At 59.1% G+C, this 22,096-nt stretch carries 20 protein-coding genes; 8 read left to right on the top strand and 12 right to left on the bottom strand.

Annotated features, from left to right (window positions below):
• Window positions 1-208: 208 nt before the first annotated feature.
• A complete protein-coding gene (locus tag ABD704_RS06050; protein ID WP_344698776.1) occupies window positions 209-2,320 on the top strand; it encodes a sensor domain-containing protein in 2,112 nt (703 codons plus the stop codon).
• Between the two features lie 447 nt (window positions 2,321-2,767).
• Here the strand turns inward: ABD704_RS06050 and ABD704_RS06055 are convergent, their stop codons facing one another.
• Both ABD704_RS06055 and ABD704_RS06060 read right to left on the bottom strand, forming a co-directional pair.
• On the bottom strand, window positions 2,768-3,388 hold the full coding sequence (locus ABD704_RS06055) for a PilZ domain-containing protein (RefSeq protein ID WP_344698777.1): 621 nt from the start codon (window positions 3,386-3,388) through the stop codon (window positions 2,768-2,770).
• Window positions 3,389-4,090: 702 nt separating this feature from the next.
• Complete coding sequence (locus ABD704_RS06060; protein WP_344698778.1) at window positions 4,091-4,876, bottom strand: PEPxxWA-CTERM sorting domain-containing protein; 786 nt, start codon at window positions 4,874-4,876, stop codon at window positions 4,091-4,093.
• Between the two features lie 193 nt (window positions 4,877-5,069).
• Between ABD704_RS06060 and ABD704_RS06065 the strand changes: the two genes are divergently transcribed.
• Window positions 5,070-5,405: a VOC family protein gene (locus ABD704_RS06065; protein WP_344698779.1), complete on the top strand. Its 336-nt coding sequence runs from the start codon at window positions 5,070-5,072 to the stop codon at window positions 5,403-5,405.
• A 123-nt stretch (window positions 5,406-5,528) separates the two neighbouring features.
• Here ABD704_RS06065 and ABD704_RS06070 read toward each other — a convergent pair whose 3' ends face one another.
• The 4 genes from ABD704_RS06070 to ABD704_RS06085 all read right to left on the bottom strand — a co-directional run bounded on the left by ABD704_RS06070 (window position 5,529) and on the right by ABD704_RS06085 (window position 9,779).
• Complete coding sequence (locus tag ABD704_RS06070) at window positions 5,529-5,903, bottom strand: hypothetical protein (protein ID WP_344698780.1); 375 nt, start codon at window positions 5,901-5,903, stop codon at window positions 5,529-5,531.
• 548 nt (window positions 5,904-6,451) lie between these two features.
• Window positions 6,452-6,934 (bottom strand): DUF4402 domain-containing protein, encoded by a 483-nt coding sequence (locus ABD704_RS06075; protein WP_344698781.1) that lies wholly within the window; start codon window positions 6,932-6,934, stop codon window positions 6,452-6,454.
• Between the two features lie 793 nt (window positions 6,935-7,727).
• The gene (locus tag ABD704_RS06080; RefSeq protein ID WP_344698782.1) at window positions 7,728-8,441 is read right to left on the bottom strand and encodes a hypothetical protein; all 714 of its coding nucleotides are present in this window, start codon (window positions 8,439-8,441) and stop codon (window positions 7,728-7,730) included.
• Window positions 8,442-9,131: 690 nt separating this feature from the next.
• Window positions 9,132-9,779 (bottom strand): PEPxxWA-CTERM sorting domain-containing protein, encoded by a 648-nt coding sequence (locus ABD704_RS06085; RefSeq protein WP_344698783.1) that lies wholly within the window; start codon window positions 9,777-9,779, stop codon window positions 9,132-9,134.
• 349 nt (window positions 9,780-10,128) lie between these two features.
• On the opposite strand from ABD704_RS06085, the gene ABD704_RS06090 reads away from it, so the two are divergent.
• The 3 genes from ABD704_RS06090 (at window position 10,129) to ABD704_RS06100 (ending at window position 13,596) form a co-directional block, all read left to right on the top strand.
• On the top strand, window positions 10,129-11,010 hold the full coding sequence (locus ABD704_RS06090; protein WP_344698784.1) for a PEP-CTERM sorting domain-containing protein: 882 nt from the start codon (window positions 10,129-10,131) through the stop codon (window positions 11,008-11,010).
• Window positions 11,011-11,347: 337 nt separating this feature from the next.
• Window positions 11,348-12,448, top strand: a complete 1,101-nt coding sequence (locus tag ABD704_RS06095) for a TIGR03118 family protein (protein ID WP_344698785.1) — start codon at window positions 11,348-11,350, stop codon at window positions 12,446-12,448.
• A 146-nt stretch (window positions 12,449-12,594) separates the two neighbouring features.
• Window positions 12,595-13,596 carry a DUF1254 domain-containing protein gene (locus tag ABD704_RS06100; RefSeq protein ID WP_344698786.1) on the top strand — a complete coding sequence of 334 codons (1,002 nt, stop codon included), beginning with the start codon at window positions 12,595-12,597 and terminating at the stop codon, window positions 13,594-13,596.
• Window positions 13,597-13,736: 140 nt separating this feature from the next.
• On the opposite strand, the gene ABD704_RS06105 is transcribed toward ABD704_RS06100, so the two are convergent.
• The 6 genes from ABD704_RS06105 to ABD704_RS06130 all read right to left on the bottom strand — a co-directional run bounded on the left by ABD704_RS06105 (window position 13,737) and on the right by ABD704_RS06130 (window position 18,679).
• Window positions 13,737-14,522, bottom strand: a complete 786-nt coding sequence (locus ABD704_RS06105; protein ID WP_344698787.1) for a sulfite exporter TauE/SafE family protein — start codon at window positions 14,520-14,522, stop codon at window positions 13,737-13,739.
• Window positions 14,522-14,947 (bottom strand): protein tyrosine phosphatase family protein, encoded by a 426-nt coding sequence (locus ABD704_RS06110; protein WP_344698788.1) that lies wholly within the window; start codon window positions 14,945-14,947, stop codon window positions 14,522-14,524. The genes ABD704_RS06105 and ABD704_RS06110 overlap by 1 nt, the downstream gene beginning before the upstream one ends.
• A gap of 6 nt (window positions 14,948-14,953) precedes the next feature.
• Window positions 14,954-15,397 (bottom strand): DUF6691 family protein, encoded by a 444-nt coding sequence (locus ABD704_RS06115; protein ID WP_344698789.1) that lies wholly within the window; start codon window positions 15,395-15,397, stop codon window positions 14,954-14,956.
• A complete protein-coding gene (locus ABD704_RS06120; protein WP_344698790.1) occupies window positions 15,397-15,828 on the bottom strand; it encodes a YeeE/YedE family protein in 432 nt (143 codons plus the stop codon). The genes ABD704_RS06115 and ABD704_RS06120 overlap by 1 nt, the downstream gene beginning before the upstream one ends.
• Window positions 15,829-15,836: 8 nt before the next feature.
• Window positions 15,837-16,796, bottom strand: coding sequence for an MBL fold metallo-hydrolase (locus ABD704_RS06125; RefSeq protein ID WP_344698791.1), 960 nt, complete (start codon window positions 16,794-16,796; stop codon window positions 15,837-15,839).
• 764 nt (window positions 16,797-17,560) lie between these two features.
• On the bottom strand, window positions 17,561-18,679 hold the full coding sequence (locus ABD704_RS06130) for an alpha/beta fold hydrolase (RefSeq protein WP_344698792.1): 1,119 nt from the start codon (window positions 18,677-18,679) through the stop codon (window positions 17,561-17,563).
• A gap of 495 nt (window positions 18,680-19,174) precedes the next feature.
• On the opposite strand from ABD704_RS06130, the gene ABD704_RS06135 reads away from it, so the two are divergent.
• The 3 genes from ABD704_RS06135 (at window position 19,175) to ABD704_RS06145 (ending at window position 21,578) form a co-directional block, all read left to right on the top strand.
• The gene (locus ABD704_RS06135) at window positions 19,175-20,395 is read left to right on the top strand and encodes an FAD-dependent oxidoreductase (RefSeq protein ID WP_344698793.1); all 1,221 of its coding nucleotides are present in this window, start codon (window positions 19,175-19,177) and stop codon (window positions 20,393-20,395) included.
• Window positions 20,389-20,616 (top strand): hypothetical protein, encoded by a 228-nt coding sequence (locus ABD704_RS06140; RefSeq protein WP_344698794.1) that lies wholly within the window; start codon window positions 20,389-20,391, stop codon window positions 20,614-20,616. The genes ABD704_RS06135 and ABD704_RS06140 overlap by 7 nt, the downstream gene beginning before the upstream one ends.
• Window positions 20,617-20,846: 230 nt before the next feature.
• A complete protein-coding gene (locus ABD704_RS06145) occupies window positions 20,847-21,578 on the top strand; it encodes a hypothetical protein (protein WP_344698795.1) in 732 nt (243 codons plus the stop codon).
• The last annotated feature ends 518 nt before the right edge of the window (window positions 21,579-22,096 follow it).

The following is a 22,096-nucleotide window of genomic DNA, read 5'->3' on the forward strand; positions in this document are numbered from 1 at the left end:
TTTGAGGAGTTGGCCCTCGAAGGTCTCGTTGAATAGCGGGGTGGGACAGAACCTTCCTATCGCTTTCCCGCGCGGAACGGACTCGATTAGAACTGAAGTTTAATGTCCTTCTTGCAAAGGAACTGATCTTCTAGCGGCCTGCATTCGGCAGCACGCCGCATGGCACCGAGCTTTGCGTCAGCCGGGCTCCTACGGCGAGTAAGCGTAAATGGACCGAATTTTCAACACGGCCACATCGAAGCAGCATCGAGCGCGCAACAAACGGGTGAGCCCGGATAAGCTCGAACATATCCTTAATTCGATCCCGCACGTGATCTGGAGCTCGGGTCCCAACGGCCAGCTGGACTTCGTGAGTAATCAATGGACTACCAGCTTCGGGGGCGACCCCACGGAGATGATTGGGGACGGATGGATCAACGCGGTTCATCCGGAAGACAGAGATGATGCCGTTGCCAGCTGGATGATGGCGTTAGAGAAAAAGTCGCTCTATCAAAACGAGTTCAGGCTGAAGATGCCATCCGGTGAGTATCGCTGGGTGTTGATCAAGGCAAAGCCCGAGTTGGGGCGTGACGGACAAGTGCAGCATTGGCTCGGTACCTGCACGGACGTCCATGATCGCATTGCCGCGCAACGCGCTCTCGCTGAAAAGGAGCGATTGCATCGTAGTGTGCTGGAAGCAAGCGCCGACTGCATCAAGATCCTTTCATTGGACGGGCGCCTGCAATTGATGAATCGCCCCGGCCTTCAGCTGATGGAAGTGCCCGATTTCTCGGTGCTCTCAGGAAGCTTTTGGTGGGACATGTGGCCGACCGCGATGCGAGCCACGGTCAAGGCCGCATTCCGCGACGCAAGCGCCGGCGAAACCGTACGCTTCAGTGGTTATTGCCCGACCGCTAGCGCAAAGCCCAAATGGTGGGATGTCGTGGTCACGTCCATCCGTGACGAGGACGGTGCGATTACCGGTGTTTTGTCGATTTCCCGTGACAGCACCGCGGACCGGGAAAAATCAGATGAATTGAGATGGGCAAGTGAGCACGATGCGCTGACGGCTCTGCCCAATCGGCGCGCGTTTCACAATCGACTGAGGGCTGCCGTCCTGCGCTCGATGCAAAACGGTACCAAGGTTGGCCTCCTGCTTATCGATATCGATCATTTCAAGCATGTGAACGATACGCTTGGGCACGCCGCGGGCGACACGCTGCTCAAGGAATTCTCGAGAAGATTGAAGCACAGCCTCCGATCAACGGACTTTATCTGCCGCATTGGGGGTGATGAGTTTGCGATAATCGCAGAGGAGATAGGGTCCAGCAGCGATCTCCTCATGGTGGGCGAAACGGCCTCGATGGCGTTTCGAGCTCCGCTACGGTTGCAGGGCCGCGCCTTGTGCGCTGGCGCCAGCAGCGGCGGCGCCATCTTCCCGGATGATGCAGACTGCGCCAACGACTTATTCAAGCTCGCCGACACTGCACTTTATGCCTTGAAAGCCGAAGGCCGCGGCGGCACGAAGCTTTTCCACTCATATATGCGGGAAGAGGCGCAGCGGGCGGCATCGCAGTTGAACCTGGCCCGATTAGCAGTAACCGACGCGAGCGTCCGACCACATTATCAGCCGAAAATCCGGCTCAGCACCGGCGAGATTGCTGGTTTCGAAGCGCTGCTCCGCTGGGAGCATCCAACACAGGGATTGCAGCTTCCGGAGACGATCGAGGAGGCGTTCAAAGACTATGAGCTTGCCTCGAAGATCGGCTCGCTGATGCACGCGAAAGTGATGTCGGACCTCCATTCGTGGCGTCGATGCGACGTGAATTTCGGTCGCATTTCAATTAACGCCTCGCCTGCCGAGTTCCTGCGCGACGATTATGCGGAGCGCCTGCTTGAGACGTTGGCAACCCGCGGGCTGCCACCAACGTGCTTGGAGATCGAGATCACCGAACATGTCCTGATGGCGCAGGGATCGAAATATGTCTCCCGCGCCCTGGCTGCCCTAAAGAATGCGGGGATCACGATCGCACTCGACGATTTCGGCACTGGCCATTCCTCCTTGTCGCACCTGCGCGATTTCCCCGTCGACGTTGTTAAGATCGACAAAAGTTTTGTGAAGCAGATGACCCTCGATCCACAGATCGTCGCGATCGTCACAGCCGTTATCAACTTGGCCAAGAGCCTTCAGATCGAGTCGGTGGCCGAAGGCGTAGAAACGAAGGACCAAGCAGATCTTCTACTGGCTGCTGGGTGCGGACTGGCGCAGGGATTTCTCATCGGCCCAGCAATCAGTTCAGACTCGATCACGACATGGATCGCGGGTCGGGCCGCCGCCTGACGACATTTGGACAGCGCTCGTCCGCGGAGCAATATCCAACCAGAACGGATCATTGGGCAGGCGCCAGTTAATGGCTTCGGCGTATTAGGTCGGTTGTCAGCGGCTCCCCCGCCCCACTGGGGAGCATGCCGGATCGAAAGGGAGGCCCGCCGCGTGTCGGCGGGTCTCTTTTTTGGTCTGGAAAGAACGGCAGTGAGAGAGCGCTAAATTCTCGCTGGCGAGCCGAATTCAGATCGCCACCGAATGGCCCCGCCCGCGCCGAGGGTGCAATCTCAGCGACTCTTGCCGAATTAGCAACGCACGTGTGTACTGTTGATATTTTTCGTCATGGCTGCCGGCTCAGTCAATTGAATGGCAGGCGGGCCGTCGAGGTAGACCCGAGGCGACCTCGCTAATGGAAGACCGCCCGCGATGACAATAATCAGCCGCTGAAATGCCAACGAGCGATCAGCCGATGACGCGCACCTGACTGTCGAGCCACCGCGCGATGATCTGCATGGGAATGGGAGTTTCGAAAACCAGTCCGGCTTCATCCTCGTCGCACCAGCGCACATAGGCTTTGATCGCTGGCAATTCGGGGAATGTAACCATGGCGGCATTACCGACTGCGAGGGGCCGAAGTGTCGCTACGCGCGTGCCCAGGCTGGATATATCCCGCACCTTGGCGCGACATGTGCGGCCACCGCACTGAACCGTCGCCGTACTGTCCACGAGCATCCGCGGGAGAGCACGGCGCCTTTTCGGACGGATCCTTTGCTGGACCCGTAACAGAGTCGGCGCATCGAGTTCCTCGTCAAAAGTGATCCCGGCCACATCGTCATTGATCCAAGCAATCCGACCTGAGACGGGTAGCTCGTCGGCCACACGGATCGTCGCTTTCGCGTCAAGGACCGGCGTGGAGTACAGTTTCACTTGAACACCGGCGGACGAAACGTTCCGGACGATGCACAGCGACGACTTACCCCCCTGCTCTAGGATGCCGGCGCGCAGAATGAGCGTGAAGCGCTGCTCTTTCCGACGCTCTGTCGACCGCCAACCCTCAGTTTTCTTGGAACTTGATGTACGCATAGCTGCTGACTCCTCGCCAGCTTGCAATTTGGGGCTCGCTCGGTGGCAAGTCCCTTAAGACATTGTCCAAAGTGGTTGCGATTGCGCCACTTAGACCGGTCAGCTGAACGATGACCTCATCGCGTAGCCGAGCAGACTGCGCGTCGCTTAGCCTCCTGGTACCGGTCGGGTGAAAGACTGCCGCGCTCGGCAGCCATATCCCGAAGCTTGCTTCGCGACTCACCCACTTACATTACTAACGTCCGTGATGGTCCTGAAACGCAGTCATCCGGCGAGTGCCCATAGTGCACCGACGATCACGGCTAGGACCCACCACGAAACTCTCGCTGTCGAGAGCAAGGGACTGTTAGGCGCTATCTTCGCTGGGTCGGCGCCCGTCTCACTGGCGATTGCCTTTGCGAAGTTGTCCCAAGTCTCCGGCCTTTCGCGTTCGTGGGGTGGAAGAGACCTTAGCAATGACGAAGACACGTCACCGGCTGTGACCCACTTACACGCTTCGTCATAATCAAGATTCACACCAAAGCCCGCTCAACCTCGCGAACTGCAGCAACCTCGTCGCCATCACCGCCAAGGCCTACGCTGGTCGGACTTTTCATCATCGCAGGATAGCTATGCGGCCTTGTGTCGCAATGTCTGCTTTCCACCCAAAGCTGCCATTAGCTAGTGGCCGGAATGGGTGGAAAACGGACACTGGCCGCAGACTTATCGAAGCGCGGTCCTGCGCTGCTGACGCAGAGCCATGCCAACGAAACTAAACCCCAACAGGATGGAGGCCCAGGTCGCGGGTTCGGGAACTGCTTCAGCGTTGCGGAAGATGAAGCTGAAAGAGGATTGTTCGCCGCCAAGTTCAAACGACGTTAGCTGCGAGGGTGTTGAATTGGCGTCGAACGCAGCGGACGAAAACGACAGGCTTCCCAAATGGAACCCGATGTCCGCGCACACGCCACCGCAAAATAGGGAGAGTCCGAAGTCGCCATCTGTTCCCGATCCCGACAGATCTGTGAACTCGAACCGAGCGGAACCGATGAAATCGAAATAACCGCATCCCCCCTGAAGGTCGGCCGGCTCGGCTCCGGGGGGTGACAACCCAATATCGAATATCGAAGCGGCACCTACGCTATTGCAATGCGACGACATCCCACTCGCATTCCCAGTGAACACGACTGGCGTGACTGGAAAGGCAAACGTATTACTTACATGCGCATACAGGAAGTCCCCCGGCGAGTTCGAAAGCGCGAGAGTAACCGGGATGATGGCAGGTCCGAAGAGAATCTGATCGTTGTAATCAGCAGTAATGCTGTCTTGCGGTCCCGTGCCGTAGTTCGCAATCAAGGACAGGGGCTGAGTGTCACCGGAGTCCAAGTCGCCCAATTGTCCAATCATTGCGCCACCGTCGGGGAAGAAGTCGATGACAATACCTCTGCCCTCTGCCACTCCGGCAGCAGTTGCGACAATGATGGCTGCAAAGATCGCCCGGACAATGCGCATACTCGCCCCCTGCTGCCGACTTGCGAGTCGCGACGTTCGCAGTAAACACAAAATTAATCAATGATTGTCGTCTACCGACGAAGCGCTCGATGTCGGCAATGGGTCGATAGTTGCCGCGGCAGGTTTGGGTGGAAAGCGGACATTTTGCCGTCGTCGGCGTAAAGTAGGGCCAGCGCAGAACATGGAGGGCAGCATGCGCCTCAATTATGCAATAAAGTTCGTCAGCGACATGGACGCGGCTGTAGCATTCTACCGCGATGTGCTCGGGCTTCAATTGAAGTTCCAGTCACCGTTCTGGACCGAGTTCGACACTGGTGAGACCAAGCTCGCGCTTCATCCAGCTTCCGACGAGAATCCTGCAGGAACGGTGCAGCTCGGCCTAGCCAGTTACGACCTCGATAGCTTCCACGCCGCTGGCCAGGCGCAGGGCCTCGTCTTCACCAGCCCACCTACGGAAATGCACGGCACTCGGATTGCGCGCTTCCGCGATCCCGATGGCGCCGAGATCTCAGTGAGCGAGGCGCGGTAGCGCGGCGACATTGCGGCGCGTGTCTGCTTCGGCCGATTATCGAACTTCCGCTGGTGTCCGCTTTGGGTCGAAAGCGGCCTTTACCAGCCTAGCGTCCGCTTTGAGTGGGTTACGAAGCGTCGGTCAGCATTGGGCAATGTAAGCTTCTAAGGCCTCCAGCTCGATGCCAATGATGTAGGTCTCTCGGATCCTGCTCTCGGCGGTTGCCTCGTAGTCGTAGATACGCACATCCAGCGCGTCGACCGTTTCGCCGCTAGGACCCCGCGCGGTCAGGCTCGGTCGGCAAAGTGCCACCTCCCCGCCCGATGGGCTCAGACCGGCATGGCGGCGAACATCGTACTCGGCGCTAGGACAGAACTCGCAGATGAGAGTTGCACCTGCACGATCAATTCTCTCGAGCAAGGCGTAACCGACGACGATCGGCCCCGATAGGATTTCGAACTTGGTCGCTAAGATCGAAGTCTCTGACCCGAGGCGCGGGCGCTTTTTGGAAGCCATGTGAACCTGCCTTGCGACATAAACGTATCACGGCGAGCCCAAGCTCGAAGTCCACTGGTCAGTCAGCGAGCTTCGGCTCATTAGGTTAACAAACTCTTGCGATGACGAGCGGCGGTCGCCAACGGCGGCAAGCACGCCATCCAATTCAGATCATCAGCTCTGATAAATTGCTGCGCTGGCATGTCAGCTTAGAACGCTTGCAGACCTCGGAGCGAGTCCGTTTTGAGTTGGAAGCTCCCACTACGGCGGATGCCTACTGACGCACTGAATGATGCGATGCCAAGCATTCGTGGCCGAAACCCCGAGCAGAACGTCAAACGAAGAGCAGCACCGCGAAAAATGCAGTTATGAAGCAGACTGCGATGAGCACGACGAACCGCCATGCTCCCGTTGGCTCTGGGCCAGCGGTCGGTCCCCAATGATAGTCCGGCTTGATGCGGGTGCTCATGGGTCTTAAGTAGTGCTTGCCGAGTTAAGATCTGTCTTATGCACTGCGTGGATCGGCGGTGAAGGCTGAGCAGCGATCAAATCTGGGAGCCGTAACGGCGCTAATAATCGGCGGTAACGTTGAAGGTGCCAATGTAGAGCCCACCTGTCGTTGTGGAACTCACCTGAATCGACCCACCAAGCGCAAACTCTTCACCCTTGTTACCGGAGTTACCGAGTACGACAGTGCCCGGACTGTCGAGAACCAACGTAAGTGTCTTGGAAGGGTCCGCTTGATTTACCAATATGACGTCAGGTGCGTTGATGGTAATCGTTTCCCTGCCTGAACCGGTAATGCGGTACTTTGCCACTTGAGAAGAGCCAACACAGACCACGTTCGAACTACCGCAGCTAACAACCCCTGCTTGAGATATTCCGACAACTGTTCCGGACCACTGACCGGTGCCAAGGACGATGGTACCCAGATCCAGGTTCTGAGTGGCGCTTAGCGTGATCGGCTTGATCGAGCTCGCACTAATAACCACTGTGAGAGTTGCGCTTTGAGCGGGCGCTCCTGCGCTGGCGAGCGGCAGCAACGCGGGCATTAGCAGGAGACGTTGCAAAGCTCTCACGACGTACCCCAATAGATGGTTAGCGCCAGCTTAAGCCTGAGTGGCTGCTAAATTCTTAAGGCTGGCGCTACCTCAGCTCTCGGTCGCGCTCGCGCAGCGCGTATCTGGTAGTACGCATCGGGGAGGGCGAGCTCCGCTAGTGTAAGCAATCAGTCGAAGCAGCCGCGGGCGCTAGTGGCAGGAATGGGTCGAAAGGGGACGCTAAGACGTTAAGCTGCTCATGCCGTTGTTACTCGCTGTGTTCGTGGTCATGGCTCCGATCCCCTTTGAGCTTGGACCCGCTTGGGCTGACTTTTCTCGCGCGCCGGCGCGTCACCTCATCCGCACAAGAGTCGAGGTTGGAACACTCGGCTATGACCAAGGCCGCAAGCGGCTGGACTTCTGGCTCCGCCGCCCGGTCGTAAGTGGTGAGCACGATGAAGAAATAGCCTGGGCCGACACCCGCACATGCGCTGCGGCGCGGACGCTCCTTGCCAGCATGCGCGACATTCCCGTTCCCAAGTTTGCACCGATTAGCACCTCGGAAGGGCCGCCGGTTATTGTCGACGGGATCAGCTATAGGCTGCGAACGTATTCAGACCAGGGGACGCTCACGGCAGAAACAAACTTGGGAACGCCGCTTGCCGCCTGGGTGAATCGGGCCTTGGCGACACTTAATTCGTGCTGGGTGAGGACAGCTCCCCAGCGCAACCGCTAATGTCTGCTTTGGGTCGAAAGCTGTCGCGGCCGGAATGGAAGGCCTTCATGAAGCCTGTCGCGTGACGATCTAGGCTCGGCTGCGACTGCTCGTGACACGTCCGGTCTTTGCGCCGCAGTTCTGGGCGACAGACAGAATATTGAAGAGAGCGTCGACGGTCGCGGTGCCCAAGTCGATGCAGATCCACTTCTCATCGACCGTCACACTGTGGATGAAGCCACTCAGTCCTTCTGCTCGCGGCGTTGGCGTTGAAGGGTCCGCCGGAGACATCCAGCGATTAAACCACCAACTGACTAGTTGGCCGGTGAACTCCCCGTCGTGATCGAGCCGCACGTCGTCCCACCACAGGTCTTCGAACTCAACGACAAGATTGGGAGTGTTGAGAAAAAAACTGGGTAGCGCGCCTGCACGTTCGCGGGGAACCAAATCAAGCCATTCTGTCATCGGATCGCCGAAGCTGATGTCCGGAACGTAAATCTTGCCGAACAAATTACTTTCAGGCCGTTGCATTCGTCGTTCGAGATGGACGTCCGACCGTTTGGCGCGCTGGTGCGCAACCATTGCGTCAAACTGCTCGGCATAGTCGTCGCGGACGGACTTGATTGCTTCGCGTACATTCATAGCGTGCAGCCAACAGCCGGAAGCAATTGCCGGAGTACTAACGTTACCAATGGCTTGAGAATGGGCCCTCGCTAATGGCAGCTTTGGTAGAATGCTGCCACTCCACCAGTGGCAGATTTGGGTCGAAAGTCGCCGCGGCAGGTTTGGGTGGGAAGCAGACACTTGGCGCCTGGACTCGGCTGCAGCATCTACTTCCCCTGTCGCAGCTGCTCGCCCACCGACTGAAGCATCCGTCCCTTAGCTTGGACCTCCTGCGCGCACGCATTCATCAACGGCACGGCACTCGCCGCTTTGACGACCCCAGCTGTTCGTTGAAGTTCGATTTTCAGCTGTTGCGAACTGATGCGCGGATCTAGCCTTCCGAGGTAAAAGTAGAACGTTTGCTGGGCCACAACTTTGGCCTTGGGATTAGTCTCACTCCGGGCATAGGCATTACTTACAAGCAGACAATTGATAGTGGTCGTAGCGGGTGGGCGTGGCGCGACCTGTGACGCCTGCATTTCAACAGACAGGGCAGGACTGGCAACAGCGACCGTCAAGCTCGCTGCGGCAATGAGTGTCCTCGAGAAGCTCACGTCTTTCGATCCTTTCAGCACAGGCTAGAGGCCGGCAGTCCGCTAGGTCCTTCTTGCCAGAGGCGCCAGAGTCAGCTTTGGACGGAAGGGGGCGTAACCTACGACAATACACCGCGCGCGAAACCGATGGTCACTCCGGAAGTGCGTCGGTCAAATCAGGCAACGCTCCCGTGCCAGCCATTTGCTTCGTTGCTGGAGAGAAAATGAGAGTTTCATTGCAAAATGCGCCCCAGGTAGCCTTACCTGGAGCGCTTGATGGCAATGGGCGCGGTCGCTTTTACGCGAGCTGCGCTAGCGTCGCTGATTTTCGGCGACGCATTTGGAATCCGATTGCGCCGAACCCGAACAGCATCATGGCCCATGTTGCTGGTTCCGGGACGGCCTGGACCGACACCGCGTCGAGCAAAATACCTTCGTTAACGCCGCCCGTCAGGTTGGTGAAGTTCAGCGTCGCCGACGACCCGGTAGCCGTAAAACTACCGAAGTAGCTCTGCCAATCGAGGTTCGCGTTGGTGCCAGTGCTGTGGCTGATGCCGCCTATCAATCCGTCAACCGAGAATGACGCCGACGCTGAAGTCACCGCCGGATTGAACAGATTGTGCGAGTAGACGAAGCTCAGATTGTAAACAGTCCCAGCGAGAGTCCCGAAGGTCTGCGAAATGGAACCCGTTCCGCCCTGGCCGACGAGATCCAGATACTGATTGCCCTCGGCGGCGAGGTTGCCGTTAGTGCTGGCATAGGTGCCCACCACGACGTTCACGTTCGGAGTGGCGGTCCAGCCTACCAGCAAATCCGGCGGAACCGTATTGCAGCAAGTGCTGTTCACCACGGGCGCTTCGAAACCACCATTGACGATCGATTCAGCTGCCCACACTGGTGTCGAGCACAGCGAAAGTGCGCTGGCCGCGAGAAGATACTTAGTCATACTTTGCCCCCATGGAACTGACCAGCGAATCAGCTGGTTAACAATTTGTAAACTAATAACTTGCGGAAGGCAAAGTCCCGCAGGTGGTACAGTCGGCGCTCTCTCTCCATTCCGCTGAACCCCCACGGGAGAAACGGCGCTCCTGCTAGTGGCAGCTTTGGGTCGAAAACCGCCTTTAGCAAGCGGCTAGTCTTTCCGGAGCTTCGGGTTCGCTGAACAAGCGCTCAGTGCTCACGCAGAGTGCAAGAAGAACCCGGTTTCGGAGTCGGCCCAAAGCGACGGGGGCCACGGTTACTTTTTGTAAACCAAATGGTAATGTGCGTCCGTCGAGTCGTGTTGGAGGTTTCTGATGCGCTTAACATCCCTTCTGACGCTGGGTTTCCTGCTCGCCGCGCCAGCGAACGCCGATCCATTGTTCGTCGCATCTGACAGCACGCCAAGCTTTAGTGCCGCGCAATGCTCCAGTACTAAGAGCGACAGCGCTCCGGTCACGGACTCCACTTCCTGTGGTGCGGTGGGCGGCACCGTGAACGGCAGCTCCTTTTCCACCTTTGGTCACATCGGCGTTTCGTCCGACGCTTCGTCAGCGTCCGGCAGCAGCCTGGGCAACGGGATCAGCTCGGAAGCGCTGTTCCGAGACGTTCTGTTCTTCAGTTCGACCAATCCCGCACTGACCGGCGCGGACATCCAGATGAGCCTGCTGCTTCAAGGAATCATGGGCTTTGACGTCAGCGCAGGTGGTGCTGGGAGCAGCATCGAAGGGTCGCTGTCCGTGAGCGGGACCGCTCCATCGTTCTTTTTCTTCCGCTTCTTCGACGATTCGTCCGGGAGCTTCTCGGTCGAGCAGAATCCGTTCGCGGTAGCCGGCACCCTCGGATCGACGATCGACGCCGTGCTGACGAGCCCAGTGTTCCACGTCGACTTCGACGGACCGACGCAACTGACCCTGCGGCTTCAGAGCGGCTCGAGCACTGGCGGCGATGCAAGTGCGTTCTCCCACTTCGGCAGCAGTTTTGCGTTCGCGTCGACACCGTTCTTACTTCCCGATGGAGTGACGGTTAGCGCGGGCGACTATCTGGTCGATGATCACTTCATTGATCCGCTAGCGGCTGTCGGAGTTCCAGAACCGGATAGCTGGATGACGATGCTGCTGGGCTTTTGTCTAATGGGCCTGACTGTACGGCGTCGTCGCCGGGTCTATTCGCCCGACAAAGCGCAAAGACCGACCTAAGGGCAGGAATGGGTCGTTAGCTGACGCTAGCTCGCCAACGGCTGGGATCTTTCAAAATGGCCGCGGCAAACGGCCCAATGGATAGAGACGATTCTGGCAGGGCGCCGAATAGGCAATCGGGCTGCGGTCACACCCTGATAATTCATCTGACGTCAGTGAAGTGGTAAAGAAGTTGCGGCCGATACGAGTCGGCAAGGCCAAATCGCGAGGCGCCGGGGGGCGATCTTCACAGGAGGATCTCATGCGTCTGAGCACCCAGGGCACTCCCCTACGAGCAACGTTGTGCGCCGCCGCGTGCGTATTCTCAATGTCATTCCCGACCCAAGTTCGGGCCCAAATGGTCCATGAGATCAACCTGACGACCGATGACGCCGCGTTTTTGGCTAGCCAAGGCTTGTCGCCGGCCGCGTTCGTTGATCCGAACCTTCGCAATCCGTGGGGCATGAGCTTTGGACCAACCAGCCCATTTTGGATATCGAACGAGGCCGCAGGAAACACGACATTGTACACTGGGGCAGGCGCGCCACAGCCGTTGGTTGTGACCATTCCAAACGCCAGCCCACCGCCGGCTGGACCGACTGGTCAAGCCTTTGTCGGCGGTAGCGGATTCAACTTGCCTGGCGGCGGCACCGCTGTCTTTGCGTTTGCCAATCTGGACGGCAGTATCTCTGCGTGGAATGCCGCGCTCGGCACCACTGCCAATGTCCAACGGGACGTTCCAGACGCTGTCTACACTGGTCTAGCAACCGGCAGTAGCGGTGGAAGCAATTACCTATACGCTGCCAACAATGCGGCGGGCCGGGTCGACGTTTTCGATCAAAACTTCCAACTGACGTCGTTGCCGGGCACTTTCCAAGATCCGAGCCTTCCATCGGGACTTACCCCCTTCAACGTCGTCAACGTGGGCGGTCTTCTTTTTGTGACTTATGCGACACCGGGCCCTGGCGCTGACGAAGCTGCCCTTGGCACAGGCGCTGTAGATATCTTCAACACTGACGGCACATTCGTCAGTCGCTTTGCGACAGGCGGCAACCTGCTTTCACCTTGGGGCGTCGCCAAAGCGCCAGACACATGGGGAGCATTCTCGAACGCGATACTTGTCGGCAATTTTTCGGATGAAGATGGTTTCATCAACGCCTTCGCGAACGATGGCTCCTATCTGGGAATGCTGACGACCGATTCTGGCGCGTTTAACATGCCGTACTTATGGGCTCTGGGGTTCCGCACGGGCGGCCCCGGCGTTGACACCAATGCCCTCTACTTCACTGCCGGAATCGGAGACGAGGAACATGGCCTCTTCGCCGAGCTTCTACCCGTGCCAGAACCTTCGACATGGCTTATGATGCTCCTCGGATTTGGCCTGATTGGCCTCAGCTTTCGACGAGGAAGCTATCTCGAATCAGACGGGAAGTTTCAGGATATAGCCGGCGCTCGCTGACGATGCGCGTGATAGGGCTGGCAACGGCGGCCTAGTGTCCGGAATGGGTGGAAAGCTGCCATCCGTCGGCGCATCGGGATTCTCCCTAATTCCAATCGCTAGTTCGGTTGGCGAAAGGCCAGGGCGAACCAGCAGGAGCGCCCTCGATGACCGACACCGCAACGTTAGCTCAAACGCCCGCCGCACAGCCGACGGCAGGACAGACAGTGACGATGGACAACTTCACCCGCGCCGAAAGCGACAACTATTTCGCGACATTTGTGAAGGAGGGGGAACTCGGGAAGATCCAACACGACCGCGACTTGGCCGACGTCAAGGATCAGAAGGTGGTCCGGTTGAACCGCGACACCCTCTATTCATTCGGAGTTTTCGATCTGGATGCGGGACCAGTCACCGTCGATCTGCCGGATACCAAGGGCCGCTTCATGTCTCTGCTCTTGATCAATGAGGATCACTACAACCCTGCAACCTATTATGATGCCGGACCGCACACGATCACGCGCGAGCAGGTTGGAACTCGTTACGTCACCCTGGCCTTTCGCACCTTCGTCGATCCGAACGATCCTGCAGATCTTCAAAAGGCTCACGCGGCACAAGATGCGATCAAGGCCCAGCAGCCCGGTGGCCCCGGCAAGTTCGAAATCCCGACGTGGGACCAAACTTCGCTCACTGCGGTCCGCAACGAATTAAAGAGCAGAGCGCGCGGTATCGTTGATTTGAGCAAGGCATTCGGAAAGCCTGGGGAGGTCGATCCGCAGCAGCATCTGATTGCAACCGCGGCGGGCTGGGGCGGCAATCCTGCTCGGGATGCGCTCTACGTTGCGGGCTCACCGAAAGCGAACGACGGAAAGACGGTCCACCGGCTGACGGTCAAGGATGTGCCCGTGGATGGGTTCTGGTCGCTCACGGTTTACAATGATGCGGGCTTCATGGTGCCCAACCCGCAAAACGCCTACTCACTCAACAATATCACGGCAAAGAAGGACGCGGGTGGCGGTTACACGATCCAGTTCGGCGGCTGCGACGAGGGCGTGAGCAATTGCCTGCCGATCATGCCGGGCTGGAACTATCTTGTTCGCCTTTACCGGCCGCAGGCGGTGGTACTCGACGGGACTTGGAAATTTCCTGAGGCTCAGCCGGTCGACTAACCAGTTCTAGTGGCAGCTTTGGGTCGAAAGCTGCCGTTACGCGTACGGCAGAACCACGTCGAACGCCGAATGAGCAGTTCAATTCTGCGGCCTGTTACAAAGACACTCAGACTTGGAGGTGCTAGGCCGGTCGGGGCGACTTATAGACCGATGCTGCTTCCACTTTTCCAGAGCATGTAGGCGGCAACGACGAAGATGAGGGCTGCGAAGACAGTTGTAAGATGGCCGGCACCGGACAGACGCCTAGCTGCGCGGCTTCCGAAGTAGCTGCCAAGAAAGCCTCCGGCGATGAACACGAACGCGAGGATCCAGTCGACAAGACCGGAGAGAGCGTAGTTCGCAGCTGTCGTAAGCCCGAATGCTGTTACCGCGACAAGTGACGAACCGACCGCATAGAGCATCGGCATTCCTGTGGCGGCGATGAGGCCGGGAACGATCAGGAACCCTCCGCCAATACCGAAAAAACCGGAGAAGAGCCCGGTGCCGAGACCGTAGACAACAAGCTTCCTCGCATTTTCGCGGCCCAGCCGCACGTCCGGATCGCCGGTATGTCCACGCCGTCGCAGCATGAGGATGCCGACGGCGATCATCACGAGCGCGAATAGGAACAGAAGCTTCTGTCCGTCGAATGCCTTGCCCAGCGTCGAACCGATCAGCGCGCCCCCGATCCCGCACGCAGCGAACACGAGAGAGCAGCGCCATTTGACGTTGCCGTGGCGCGCGTGTGTCGAGAGGCCGAGGGCGGCGTTGGCCGCGACGGCGAGTGCGCTAGTGCCGATCGCAAGATGCGGGCTTCGGACGCCGACGAGATAAACCATCAGCGGCACGGCGAGGATCGATCCTCCGCCGCCCACGAGTCCGAGGACGAACCCGACAAGGGCACCCGAAAATGCTCCGAGCAAGTACTGGATTGGCTCGAGGATCATCAGGTCGCGGCTTTTTCCGCAAGTTTCGGCCTGAGCGCATTGAGGTCGTAGCCAGCAGCAGCGGCTGCCTCCATGATTTCGTCGGGACTTCGCTTGCCGGATTGAGAAAGCGCCCAAAGCATGGTCGACCGCGTGCCTGTACGGCAGAAGGCGAGGAATGGCCCCTTACGGCGTGCGATGGCTTCGCCGAACGCGGCAGCCTGGTCGTCGCTGATCTTCCCCGGAACGACCGGGATGTGGACATAGTCGAGGCCCAGCCGACGTGCCTCCGCCTCGATTTCCGCGGAGCTTGGATGCCCCGGCTCTTCGGCGTCGGGACGGTTGTTGATGATCGTTCGGAATCGGGGCGCAAGCTCCGCGAGTTTGTCAGGCGGTACAAAGGCGCAGACGCAAAGATCATCTGCTAGGGGCTTCACGTCAGGCATCGGCTTTCATCCAGCAAATTGAGGGGTGCGGCGGTGACCCCGGTCGGCAAAGAACCGCTGCAGCCACATCCCGCCGATCATCGCCGCGACGAACAGCCAGCTCTGCCACTTGCCAAGCACGAGTCCGGCGATGGCCGGCCCTGGGCAGAGACCAACGAGGCCCCAGCCCACGCCAAACAAGGAGGACCCGACGAGCAAGCGACTCTCGACAATCCTGTTTTGCGGAATGCAGAACTCATCTGCCATGACCGGCCGCTTCATGCGGCGAACGAACGCGTAAGAAAGCGCGGAAGGCAGCAGTGCGCCGCCAAGCACCAGCGCCAGTGTTGGATCCCAAGCTCCGCCCACGTCAAGGAAACCAAGCACGCGTGCTGGATCGATCATTCCCGACAGCGCAAGGCCCGCGCCGAAGAGCAGTCCGACGAGGAGCCCCGGAAGGATGTGCCGCATCAGTCGACTCCAATCAGATGCCGAGCAAGGTACACGGTCACGATGCCCGCGGACATGAAGGCGACGGTCGCGGCGATTGACCGCGGTGACAACCGAGCGAGCCCGCAAACGCCGTGCCCGCTCGTGCAGCCGTTGCCGAGCCGCGTCCCGAAACCGACGAGCAGCCCTGCGCCGGCGAGCAAGGGAACGGAGGACGTAATCGTTACAGCGGGCGCTCCAGTAGCCACGGCCACCATCAGCGCGCCGCCCTGCAGACCGATCACGAAGCTAACCGCCTGCAGCCATGGCGGCCCGTTGTCCGCAATGCCGACCGCCCGTGCGACCATGCCACTCACACCCGCAATGCGCCCTGAGAGGATCAGCAGCAGTCCAGCAGCGCTTCCGATCAGCAGGCCGCCTGCGAGGGCCGACAGCACGGCGGTAAATGTCATGGGCGTGCTCACAGCAGGTTGAGCGGAAGCTTAAGGTAACGTGTGCCGTTCGCTTCCGGCTCCGGCAGATGTCCCGCGCGCATGTTGACCTGGATGGACGGCAGGATCAGCCTCGGCATTCCAAGCGTTTGGTCACGAGCGGTCCGCATCGCGACGAACGCCGCCTCATCGACCCCCTCATGGACGTGGACATTGCCGGTCCGCTCCGCCCCGACCGTTGTCTCCCAGACATAATGGTCGCGGTTTGGCGCCTTGTAGTCATGACACAGGAACACGCGCGTCTGCTCGGGAAGCGCCATCAACCGACGAATTGACTTGTAGAGCTGATGCGCATCTCCGCCAGGGAAGTCGGCGCGCGCCGTACCATAGTCCGACATGAACATCGTGTCTCCGACGAACGCGGCGTCGCCAATGACATATGCCATGTCGGCTGGCGTATGGCCGGGTACATGCAGGGCAATCGCCGAAAGTGCACCGAGCTCGAACCTGTCGCCGTCGAGGAACAGGCGATCGAATTGCGAGCCGTCGCAGGCGAAGTTGGTGCCTTCGTTGAATATCTTGCCGAAGAACTCCTGAACGGTTCGGATCTTCTCACCGATCGCGATCCGGCCGCCGAGCTTCTCCTGGAGAAAGGGGGCTGCCGACAGGTGGTCGGCATGGGCATGGGTCTCGAGCAGCCATTCGACTGTGAGTCCTTCAGCCCTCACATAGTCGATGATCCGCTCTGCGCCCTCGAACGAGGTCCGCCCAGCCGCCTGATCGAAATCCATGACGCTGTCGACGATCGCCGCTTTCTTCGTGACGGGATCATGCGCGACGTGCGTTGCGGTGAAGGTCGGCTCGTCAAAGAAGCTTGCTACGACGGGTGAGCGGATTTCACCGCGCAACGTGCGTTCGACCTGCTCTTTGGCGTCGACGAGATGAATGTCAGCCTCAAGGCGCCGCTTTTCGGCGAGGGCAACGCCCATGGATCAGTCTCCTTCAAAGGACTTCTCCCTGTGAGCGTCGGCGGGTGCCATAGGGGATTTCCACATGATGCCGCCACTTGGATCGGGGCAAAGCATCTAGTGCTGGAGGACGAGCAAGTGGGCGTGCTGGTCACATGCCGCAGCCGGTCGGCGATCTCCGCCACGGGGTCGAAATCTAGAGCTACGCTGCGTGAGCATCGCTCCAAGGCAAAGCAAATAGAACAAGGGAATGCTCACTGCCGCTACGCCGTTGGCAAAGAACGGTGCGCCAAGTGCCATCGTGGCCGCATTTGCAGCGAAGTTGCAGGCCACCACTCCTCCCAGCACCCAGTTTTTGTGCTGGAAATAGTAATCGTCAAAGTCTGGCCACTGCGTATGATCACGCGGAAAAACTAAGCGGGCAACAAGGTAGTAAGTACCGATAATGAGCAGTCCGCCGAGCAACGTCAGATAACCAGCAAGGTATGGTGTCGCGCACTGACCATGAGAAGGACCAGAATGAAGTAAGGTCTAATGCAGCTGAACGCCCCAACAAGGGCGTTAGCCAGCTAACCCGGATCGTCCTTCGTTCTTGAAAGGTGTTGCGGAGCCCTCCCAGCAGCTCCGCTCGCGCAAGAGTAAGGAGCAGGCCGAACAGGGAGAAAACGAACTCGAATTGCTCACCGGTCCATTTCCTCGGAGCCCGCTGAGCCGAACAGCTCGGCAGGCAACGAGTCGCTAGCGTAAGCTTGCGCGCTATGCCCGCAATGAGTCGGAAGCGGACGCTACCGAACGCCGTCTCCAACGTTCAGTGCGATCGGCCTCACTTTTGTCACTAGCGAAATGAGCAGCTTTCCGGGTTCCTCGCTCGTGATGTGATGGCCTGAGCTTTCGAACCACACGAGCGTTTTCGATGGCGCTCTGACCTTTGCAAACCAGCGCGCTGCGACGTCGCTGGACACGTTCTGGTCATGCCGGCCGAGGAGCAGGATCAGCGGCACCTTAAGCCTTCTGATCGTGGATAGGTCAGTCATCAGGATTTTCGGCAGAAGTGCGTTCGTGACGGCGAGCTGACCTTCGAATGCTTTGCGCACATCTTCATCGCTATATTCGGGCGAGAGAGGGAAGGCTGCCGCCTCGAAGTCGCCGCCCGTTCGCCGCCACGCGGCCCCGCCATAATGGCCGAGCCATTTGCGCTGTGTAAGAATCGACGCGACCGAGATGGGGGCCTCGCCGACGGCATAAGGCGCCAGTGCCTCGAGTTCCTGCACCGCCTTCGCATTATGATCGGCTTTCGCCCTCGAAAGCGTCCAGGCCCAGCCCTCGCGCTCGCTTTCCGGACCATTCGTGATCTGTCCCATGCCGATATAGGCGTGCAGCCATTCAGGATGCGCTGACGCAAGTTTTAGCCCGAGCATGCTGCCCCAGCTATGGCCCAGTACGAAGACCTTGCGTTTGCCGAAGCGCTTCAACGCCCACTGAACGAGTTCTTCGGCATCTTGTTGAAAGCGTTCCGGGGTTAGCAACGATTGGTCGTTCGGACCGCTGGCAACGTAGGTCTTGCCCGCATTGCGCTGATCCCATTGAACGACCGTGAAATACTCGTCCCACCCGCGATCATACCACCAGTCGAGAGGCATCTCGACATAGCCGGGCCCCCCATGGAAATAGATCAGAACCGGGTTTCGAAGATCTTCGCTGCGGATCGACACGACCTGCTTGATCCCGCCGATCGGAACCGTCTCGATCGCCTGAAGACCCTGCGGATTCACGATTTGGCGAAGGTCCGCGATGATCTTCACCGCCTCGGCTCGGTTGTGGGGACCAACGGTCTGCTGTGCCGAAGCGGGTGACTGCGCCCACAAGAGGCTTAGCACAGTAAGAAGCGATGCAACTTTGAGCATACGCTCTCGTCGCAGCTAACTGTATCGTCTGCAACGGGCCGAAAGCTGCCGCGGCACGAATGGGTGGAAAGCAGACATTGCCGGGCGGCCTACGACCGCTTGCAAAAAATGGGTTGCGGCGAAAACTTCAAAGCCTTGTTTGGTAGGGCTTTAATGATGCTGGGGTCGCCGAACTCATTGTAGGATATGAATATTATTCCGCTGAAGAACGTCCCGCCGCGGCCGCCTTACGAGACCAATTCATTAGTCGGGCCGGAAATGCGACCGAGGCCTCTATCCTCTTCGTCGAGAGGATGATGGACATGGGCGTCGGGCCTCACCGATGGCTCAGTAAGAAACCAAGGCGTGGCGCGCTTTGGAAAGAGTGATTTCTAAGCGAAGAATCACGTCAGAAATGTTCGCGTTCTGCCCTTCTCGACGGGTCATCAAATTCGGTCCGGGGCCAAATAGCTACGGACTATTCCTCTTTCCCTGCGTGCCCTACTGACCTCGGTCATGCGGGGGTTGAGCGTTGCGGTGGCAGGTTGCGGCCCGTGCGGTCTTGCAGCCGCGCTTCTCCTTTCACGTCATGGGCATCACGTGACGCTCTTCGAGCGGTTCGTCGAGCCGCGGCCGATCGGTTCCGGCCTGATGATACAGCCCACCGGCCAAGCTGTTCTCGCTGAGCTCGGGCTGCTTGCCCGAGTTCTGGCAGAAGGCTCGCGCATCGATCGGCTGTTCGGCTGCGCCAGCGAGCGCATCGTGCTTGATGTTCATTATCGTTCACTGGGCGGAACTCCGCGCTTCGGCATCGGTGTGCACAGGTCTGGCCTGTTCAATGCGCTATACGATCAGGTGCGGAGTGGGGGCGTCGAGATCGCGACAGGCGTCGAGATTGTCACGAGCGACGCGGACGCGAGCGGCCGGCGTCTGGTCTTCGCAGGCGGCAAGCGGTCCGAGCCGTTCGACTTAGTCGTCGACGCGCTCGGCACCCGCTGGCCGTTGGCGCCACCATGCGGCAAGGATCTCGCTTACGGCGCACTGTGGACCACCCTTGACTGGCCGGATGAAACCCACTTCGCGCAGGACGCGCTGCAGCAGCGGTATCGCCGCTCCAGCGTCATGGCCGGCGTCCTGCCAATCGGGAATGGCGGTGAGAAGAAGCTCAAGGCAGCATTCTTCTGGTCGCTCCGCCGCGACGCTTTAGAGGGTTGGCGGGCAGCGGGGCTCGATCGGTGGAAAACGGAAGTGCGAGCCTTGTGGCCCGCATGCGCCCCGCTCCTCGATCAGATCACAAGCCCCGAGCAGCTGACCTTCGCGCGTTACGCCCACCGCACACTCCCTGCGCCGGTTGAACCGGCACTGATCCACATAGGGGATGCCTGGCATTCGGCGAGCCCGCAGCTCGGCCAAGGAGCCAACATGGCTTTGCTTGATGCGTGGGCCCTCATGGTATCGCTGGGCCGTGCCGCGTCGGTGGACGATGGGCTTCAGCAGGCCGTGGAAATGCGGCGCAACCATGTGCGGCTCTACCAGTGGCTGACGGCATTATTCACGCCTGTCTATCAATCTGACAGCCGCGTCCTGCCAATGCTCCGCGACACGCTGGTCGGTCCGCTATCCAAACTATGGCCGGCGACTTGGATCCAGGCGGCGATGGTCGGCGGGCTAATCGGGGACCCGTTACGCCGCTGCGGGCTAACCGAAGCCAAACTTCAGACGCTCGGGCCATGTTGAGCCGTGTTCTCGTACTCGGCGGTTATGGTGGTTTGGGCGCGGGGATCAGTCGTCGGCTTGCGGCTGCCGGATATGAGGTTCTGGGTCGCCGGACGATCCGCCCGTCGGGCGCAGGACTTCTGCCGGTCGCTGCCGGATATGGCACCGCTCTCTCTCGACAAACCGATATCGCGGTGGCGCTCGGAGAGCATCAGCCATGGCCGGTGGTCGACGCCACCTGACTTCAGGTTGACCTGCAAACACTGAATTTGAGCCTGAAAGTCGGGCTGCGCTTCGTGCTCATGGCCGCATGCTTTGAACAGCTGCCGATTTGTATCCTTTATAACTGAACGCGGCGACGCAATGCGCCGATCGCTTAGGCGGCACGAGTTACGAATTTGGGGGATTGTGCCCTTTTACACACCCACGATTGGCCGCTAGCTGCGGATAAGTTCCACAGGAATGCCACGACATGTCCACTTCGACCAAGCAGGTTTGGGCTCTAATCAGTCACTCCACTACTGTTTACGGGCTCATCCCGGTGAGCGCGGGCGCCGCTATTGGCTACGAGATATCGCGCATAGCAGGCCTACCGGCAGCTATAGGCCTGCTGATTGCTCTCGGCGTTGCCGCGTTTTCATTTGCGATCATTCGCTTCAGTCCGTCTCGGAAGGCTGGATACTGGGTCATCGCGCTGGCTTTGCTCGGTTCTACTGCTTGGGCCGTCCATCAGTACGACCAGTACAGCGTGAGCTATCAGGATGTTGAGGTGGGGCTAATACCTCTCGACCCGGACGGCATGTTAGCTGTGGGCCTGACTGTCACGCCGATGTTCGGGAACGAGAACAACTTCGATCTTTGGTATGAGGCGGATCGGCACCTTACGACCGTCACGGGGCCGAACGGGCAGCAGATCAGCAATTCGGATCAGGAAAAGCGCACTGGCAGGGCGTACAAGAAGCTTGCGTTCAGTATCCCGGATTCGCCGATTCGTTTTACTAATCCGATGTACTCCCATCAGATCAACGGCGGGAATATCGACTACCACTTCTGCTATGGCAGAACGAAGGACAAGTTGACCAAGAGCCTGACCTTCAAGGCTTCATACACGATAGTATTCGACGAGAAGGGGCCGCACGCGAAGGTGCACTTTAACCAGTTCAAGCAGGGGCAGTGCGGCGGGGGCTTACTGCCCTTCAATTAATCAAGAAGGCTGAGCGCAAATTTGCACCGTTTAGGGCAATAATGTTGTCGCCAAATTGACGGCTCGTCTCGCCACTGTTTTCCATGCTCGTTCCATACGGAGCAGGTCGCGGCATCATAAGTACTTGATTTTATGGCGCACCGGCCACGAATATGGTGGGCACTCAAATCACTGGGAAATTTCCGTCCAGCTGACTCCCTAAGGTCGGGTTTGCGCCCATCTCCGCCATTGCCAGGCAGCTCGGGCCAGATCGCAAGCTGACGTTGGTTTAGCCGCGCGCGAGGGGCTGTTTTGGGTTTTCCGTGGCTACTAGGCTGAACGTTCGAGCGAGCTGATCTCGATGATGGAGTTTCACGCTCGGACCCTTCAAGGTTGAAGATCCGATTTTCAAGCTCGGCCGCATTCAGCAATCACGGGCGGGGTCGCGACACTGAAGCGCACCGACTCAGGCGGGCGTACAAAGTACGCCTGAGTTCACCGAGCTCTGCGCCAAGCGCGCCGGCCGCTGGCGAGTTGTT

The sequence above is a fragment of the Sphingomonas limnosediminicola genome (assembly GCF_039537965.1).
Taxonomy (GTDB): domain Bacteria; phylum Pseudomonadota; class Alphaproteobacteria; order Sphingomonadales; family Sphingomonadaceae; genus Sphingomicrobium; species Sphingomicrobium limnosediminicola.

Excerpts from the sequence above, each read along its gene's own strand:
- ABD704_RS06050 (WP_344698776.1), top strand. The coding sequence starts at position 209 with ATGGACCGAATTTTCAACACGGCCACATCGAAGCAGCATCGAGCGCGC.
- ABD704_RS06055 (WP_344698777.1), bottom strand. The coding sequence starts at position 3,388 with ATGCGTACATCAAGTTCCAAGAAAACTGAGGGTTGGCGGTCGACAGAG.
- ABD704_RS06060 (WP_344698778.1), bottom strand. The coding sequence starts at position 4,876 with ATGCGCATTGTCCGGGCGATCTTTGCAGCCATCATTGTCGCAACTGCT.
- ABD704_RS06065 (WP_344698779.1), top strand. The coding sequence starts at position 5,070 with ATGCGCCTCAATTATGCAATAAAGTTCGTCAGCGACATGGACGCGGCT.
- ABD704_RS06070 (WP_344698780.1), bottom strand. The coding sequence starts at position 5,903 with ATGGCTTCCAAAAAGCGCCCGCGCCTCGGGTCAGAGACTTCGATCTTA.
- ABD704_RS06075 (WP_344698781.1), bottom strand. The coding sequence starts at position 6,934 with ATGCCCGCGTTGCTGCCGCTCGCCAGCGCAGGAGCGCCCGCTCAAAGC.
- ABD704_RS06085 (WP_344698783.1), bottom strand. The coding sequence starts at position 9,779 with ATGACTAAGTATCTTCTCGCGGCCAGCGCACTTTCGCTGTGCTCGACA.
- ABD704_RS06090 (WP_344698784.1), top strand. The coding sequence starts at position 10,129 with ATGCGCTTAACATCCCTTCTGACGCTGGGTTTCCTGCTCGCCGCGCCA.
- ABD704_RS06095 (WP_344698785.1), top strand. The coding sequence starts at position 11,348 with ATGGTCCATGAGATCAACCTGACGACCGATGACGCCGCGTTTTTGGCT.
- ABD704_RS06100 (WP_344698786.1), top strand. The coding sequence starts at position 12,595 with ATGACCGACACCGCAACGTTAGCTCAAACGCCCGCCGCACAGCCGACG.
- ABD704_RS06105 (WP_344698787.1), bottom strand. The coding sequence starts at position 14,522 with ATGATCCTCGAGCCAATCCAGTACTTGCTCGGAGCATTTTCGGGTGCC.
- ABD704_RS06110 (WP_344698788.1), bottom strand. The coding sequence starts at position 14,947 with ATGCCTGACGTGAAGCCCCTAGCAGATGATCTTTGCGTCTGCGCCTTT.
- ABD704_RS06115 (WP_344698789.1), bottom strand. The coding sequence starts at position 15,397 with ATGCGGCACATCCTTCCGGGGCTCCTCGTCGGACTGCTCTTCGGCGCG.
- ABD704_RS06120 (WP_344698790.1), bottom strand. The coding sequence starts at position 15,828 with ATGACATTTACCGCCGTGCTGTCGGCCCTCGCAGGCGGCCTGCTGATC.
- ABD704_RS06125 (WP_344698791.1), bottom strand. The coding sequence starts at position 16,796 with ATGGGCGTTGCCCTCGCCGAAAAGCGGCGCCTTGAGGCTGACATTCAT.
- ABD704_RS06130 (WP_344698792.1), bottom strand. The coding sequence starts at position 18,679 with ATGCTCAAAGTTGCATCGCTTCTTACTGTGCTAAGCCTCTTGTGGGCG.
- ABD704_RS06135 (WP_344698793.1), top strand. The coding sequence starts at position 19,175 with ATGCGGGGGTTGAGCGTTGCGGTGGCAGGTTGCGGCCCGTGCGGTCTT.
- ABD704_RS06140 (WP_344698794.1), top strand. The coding sequence starts at position 20,389 with ATGTTGAGCCGTGTTCTCGTACTCGGCGGTTATGGTGGTTTGGGCGCG.
- ABD704_RS06145 (WP_344698795.1), top strand. The coding sequence starts at position 20,847 with ATGTCCACTTCGACCAAGCAGGTTTGGGCTCTAATCAGTCACTCCACT.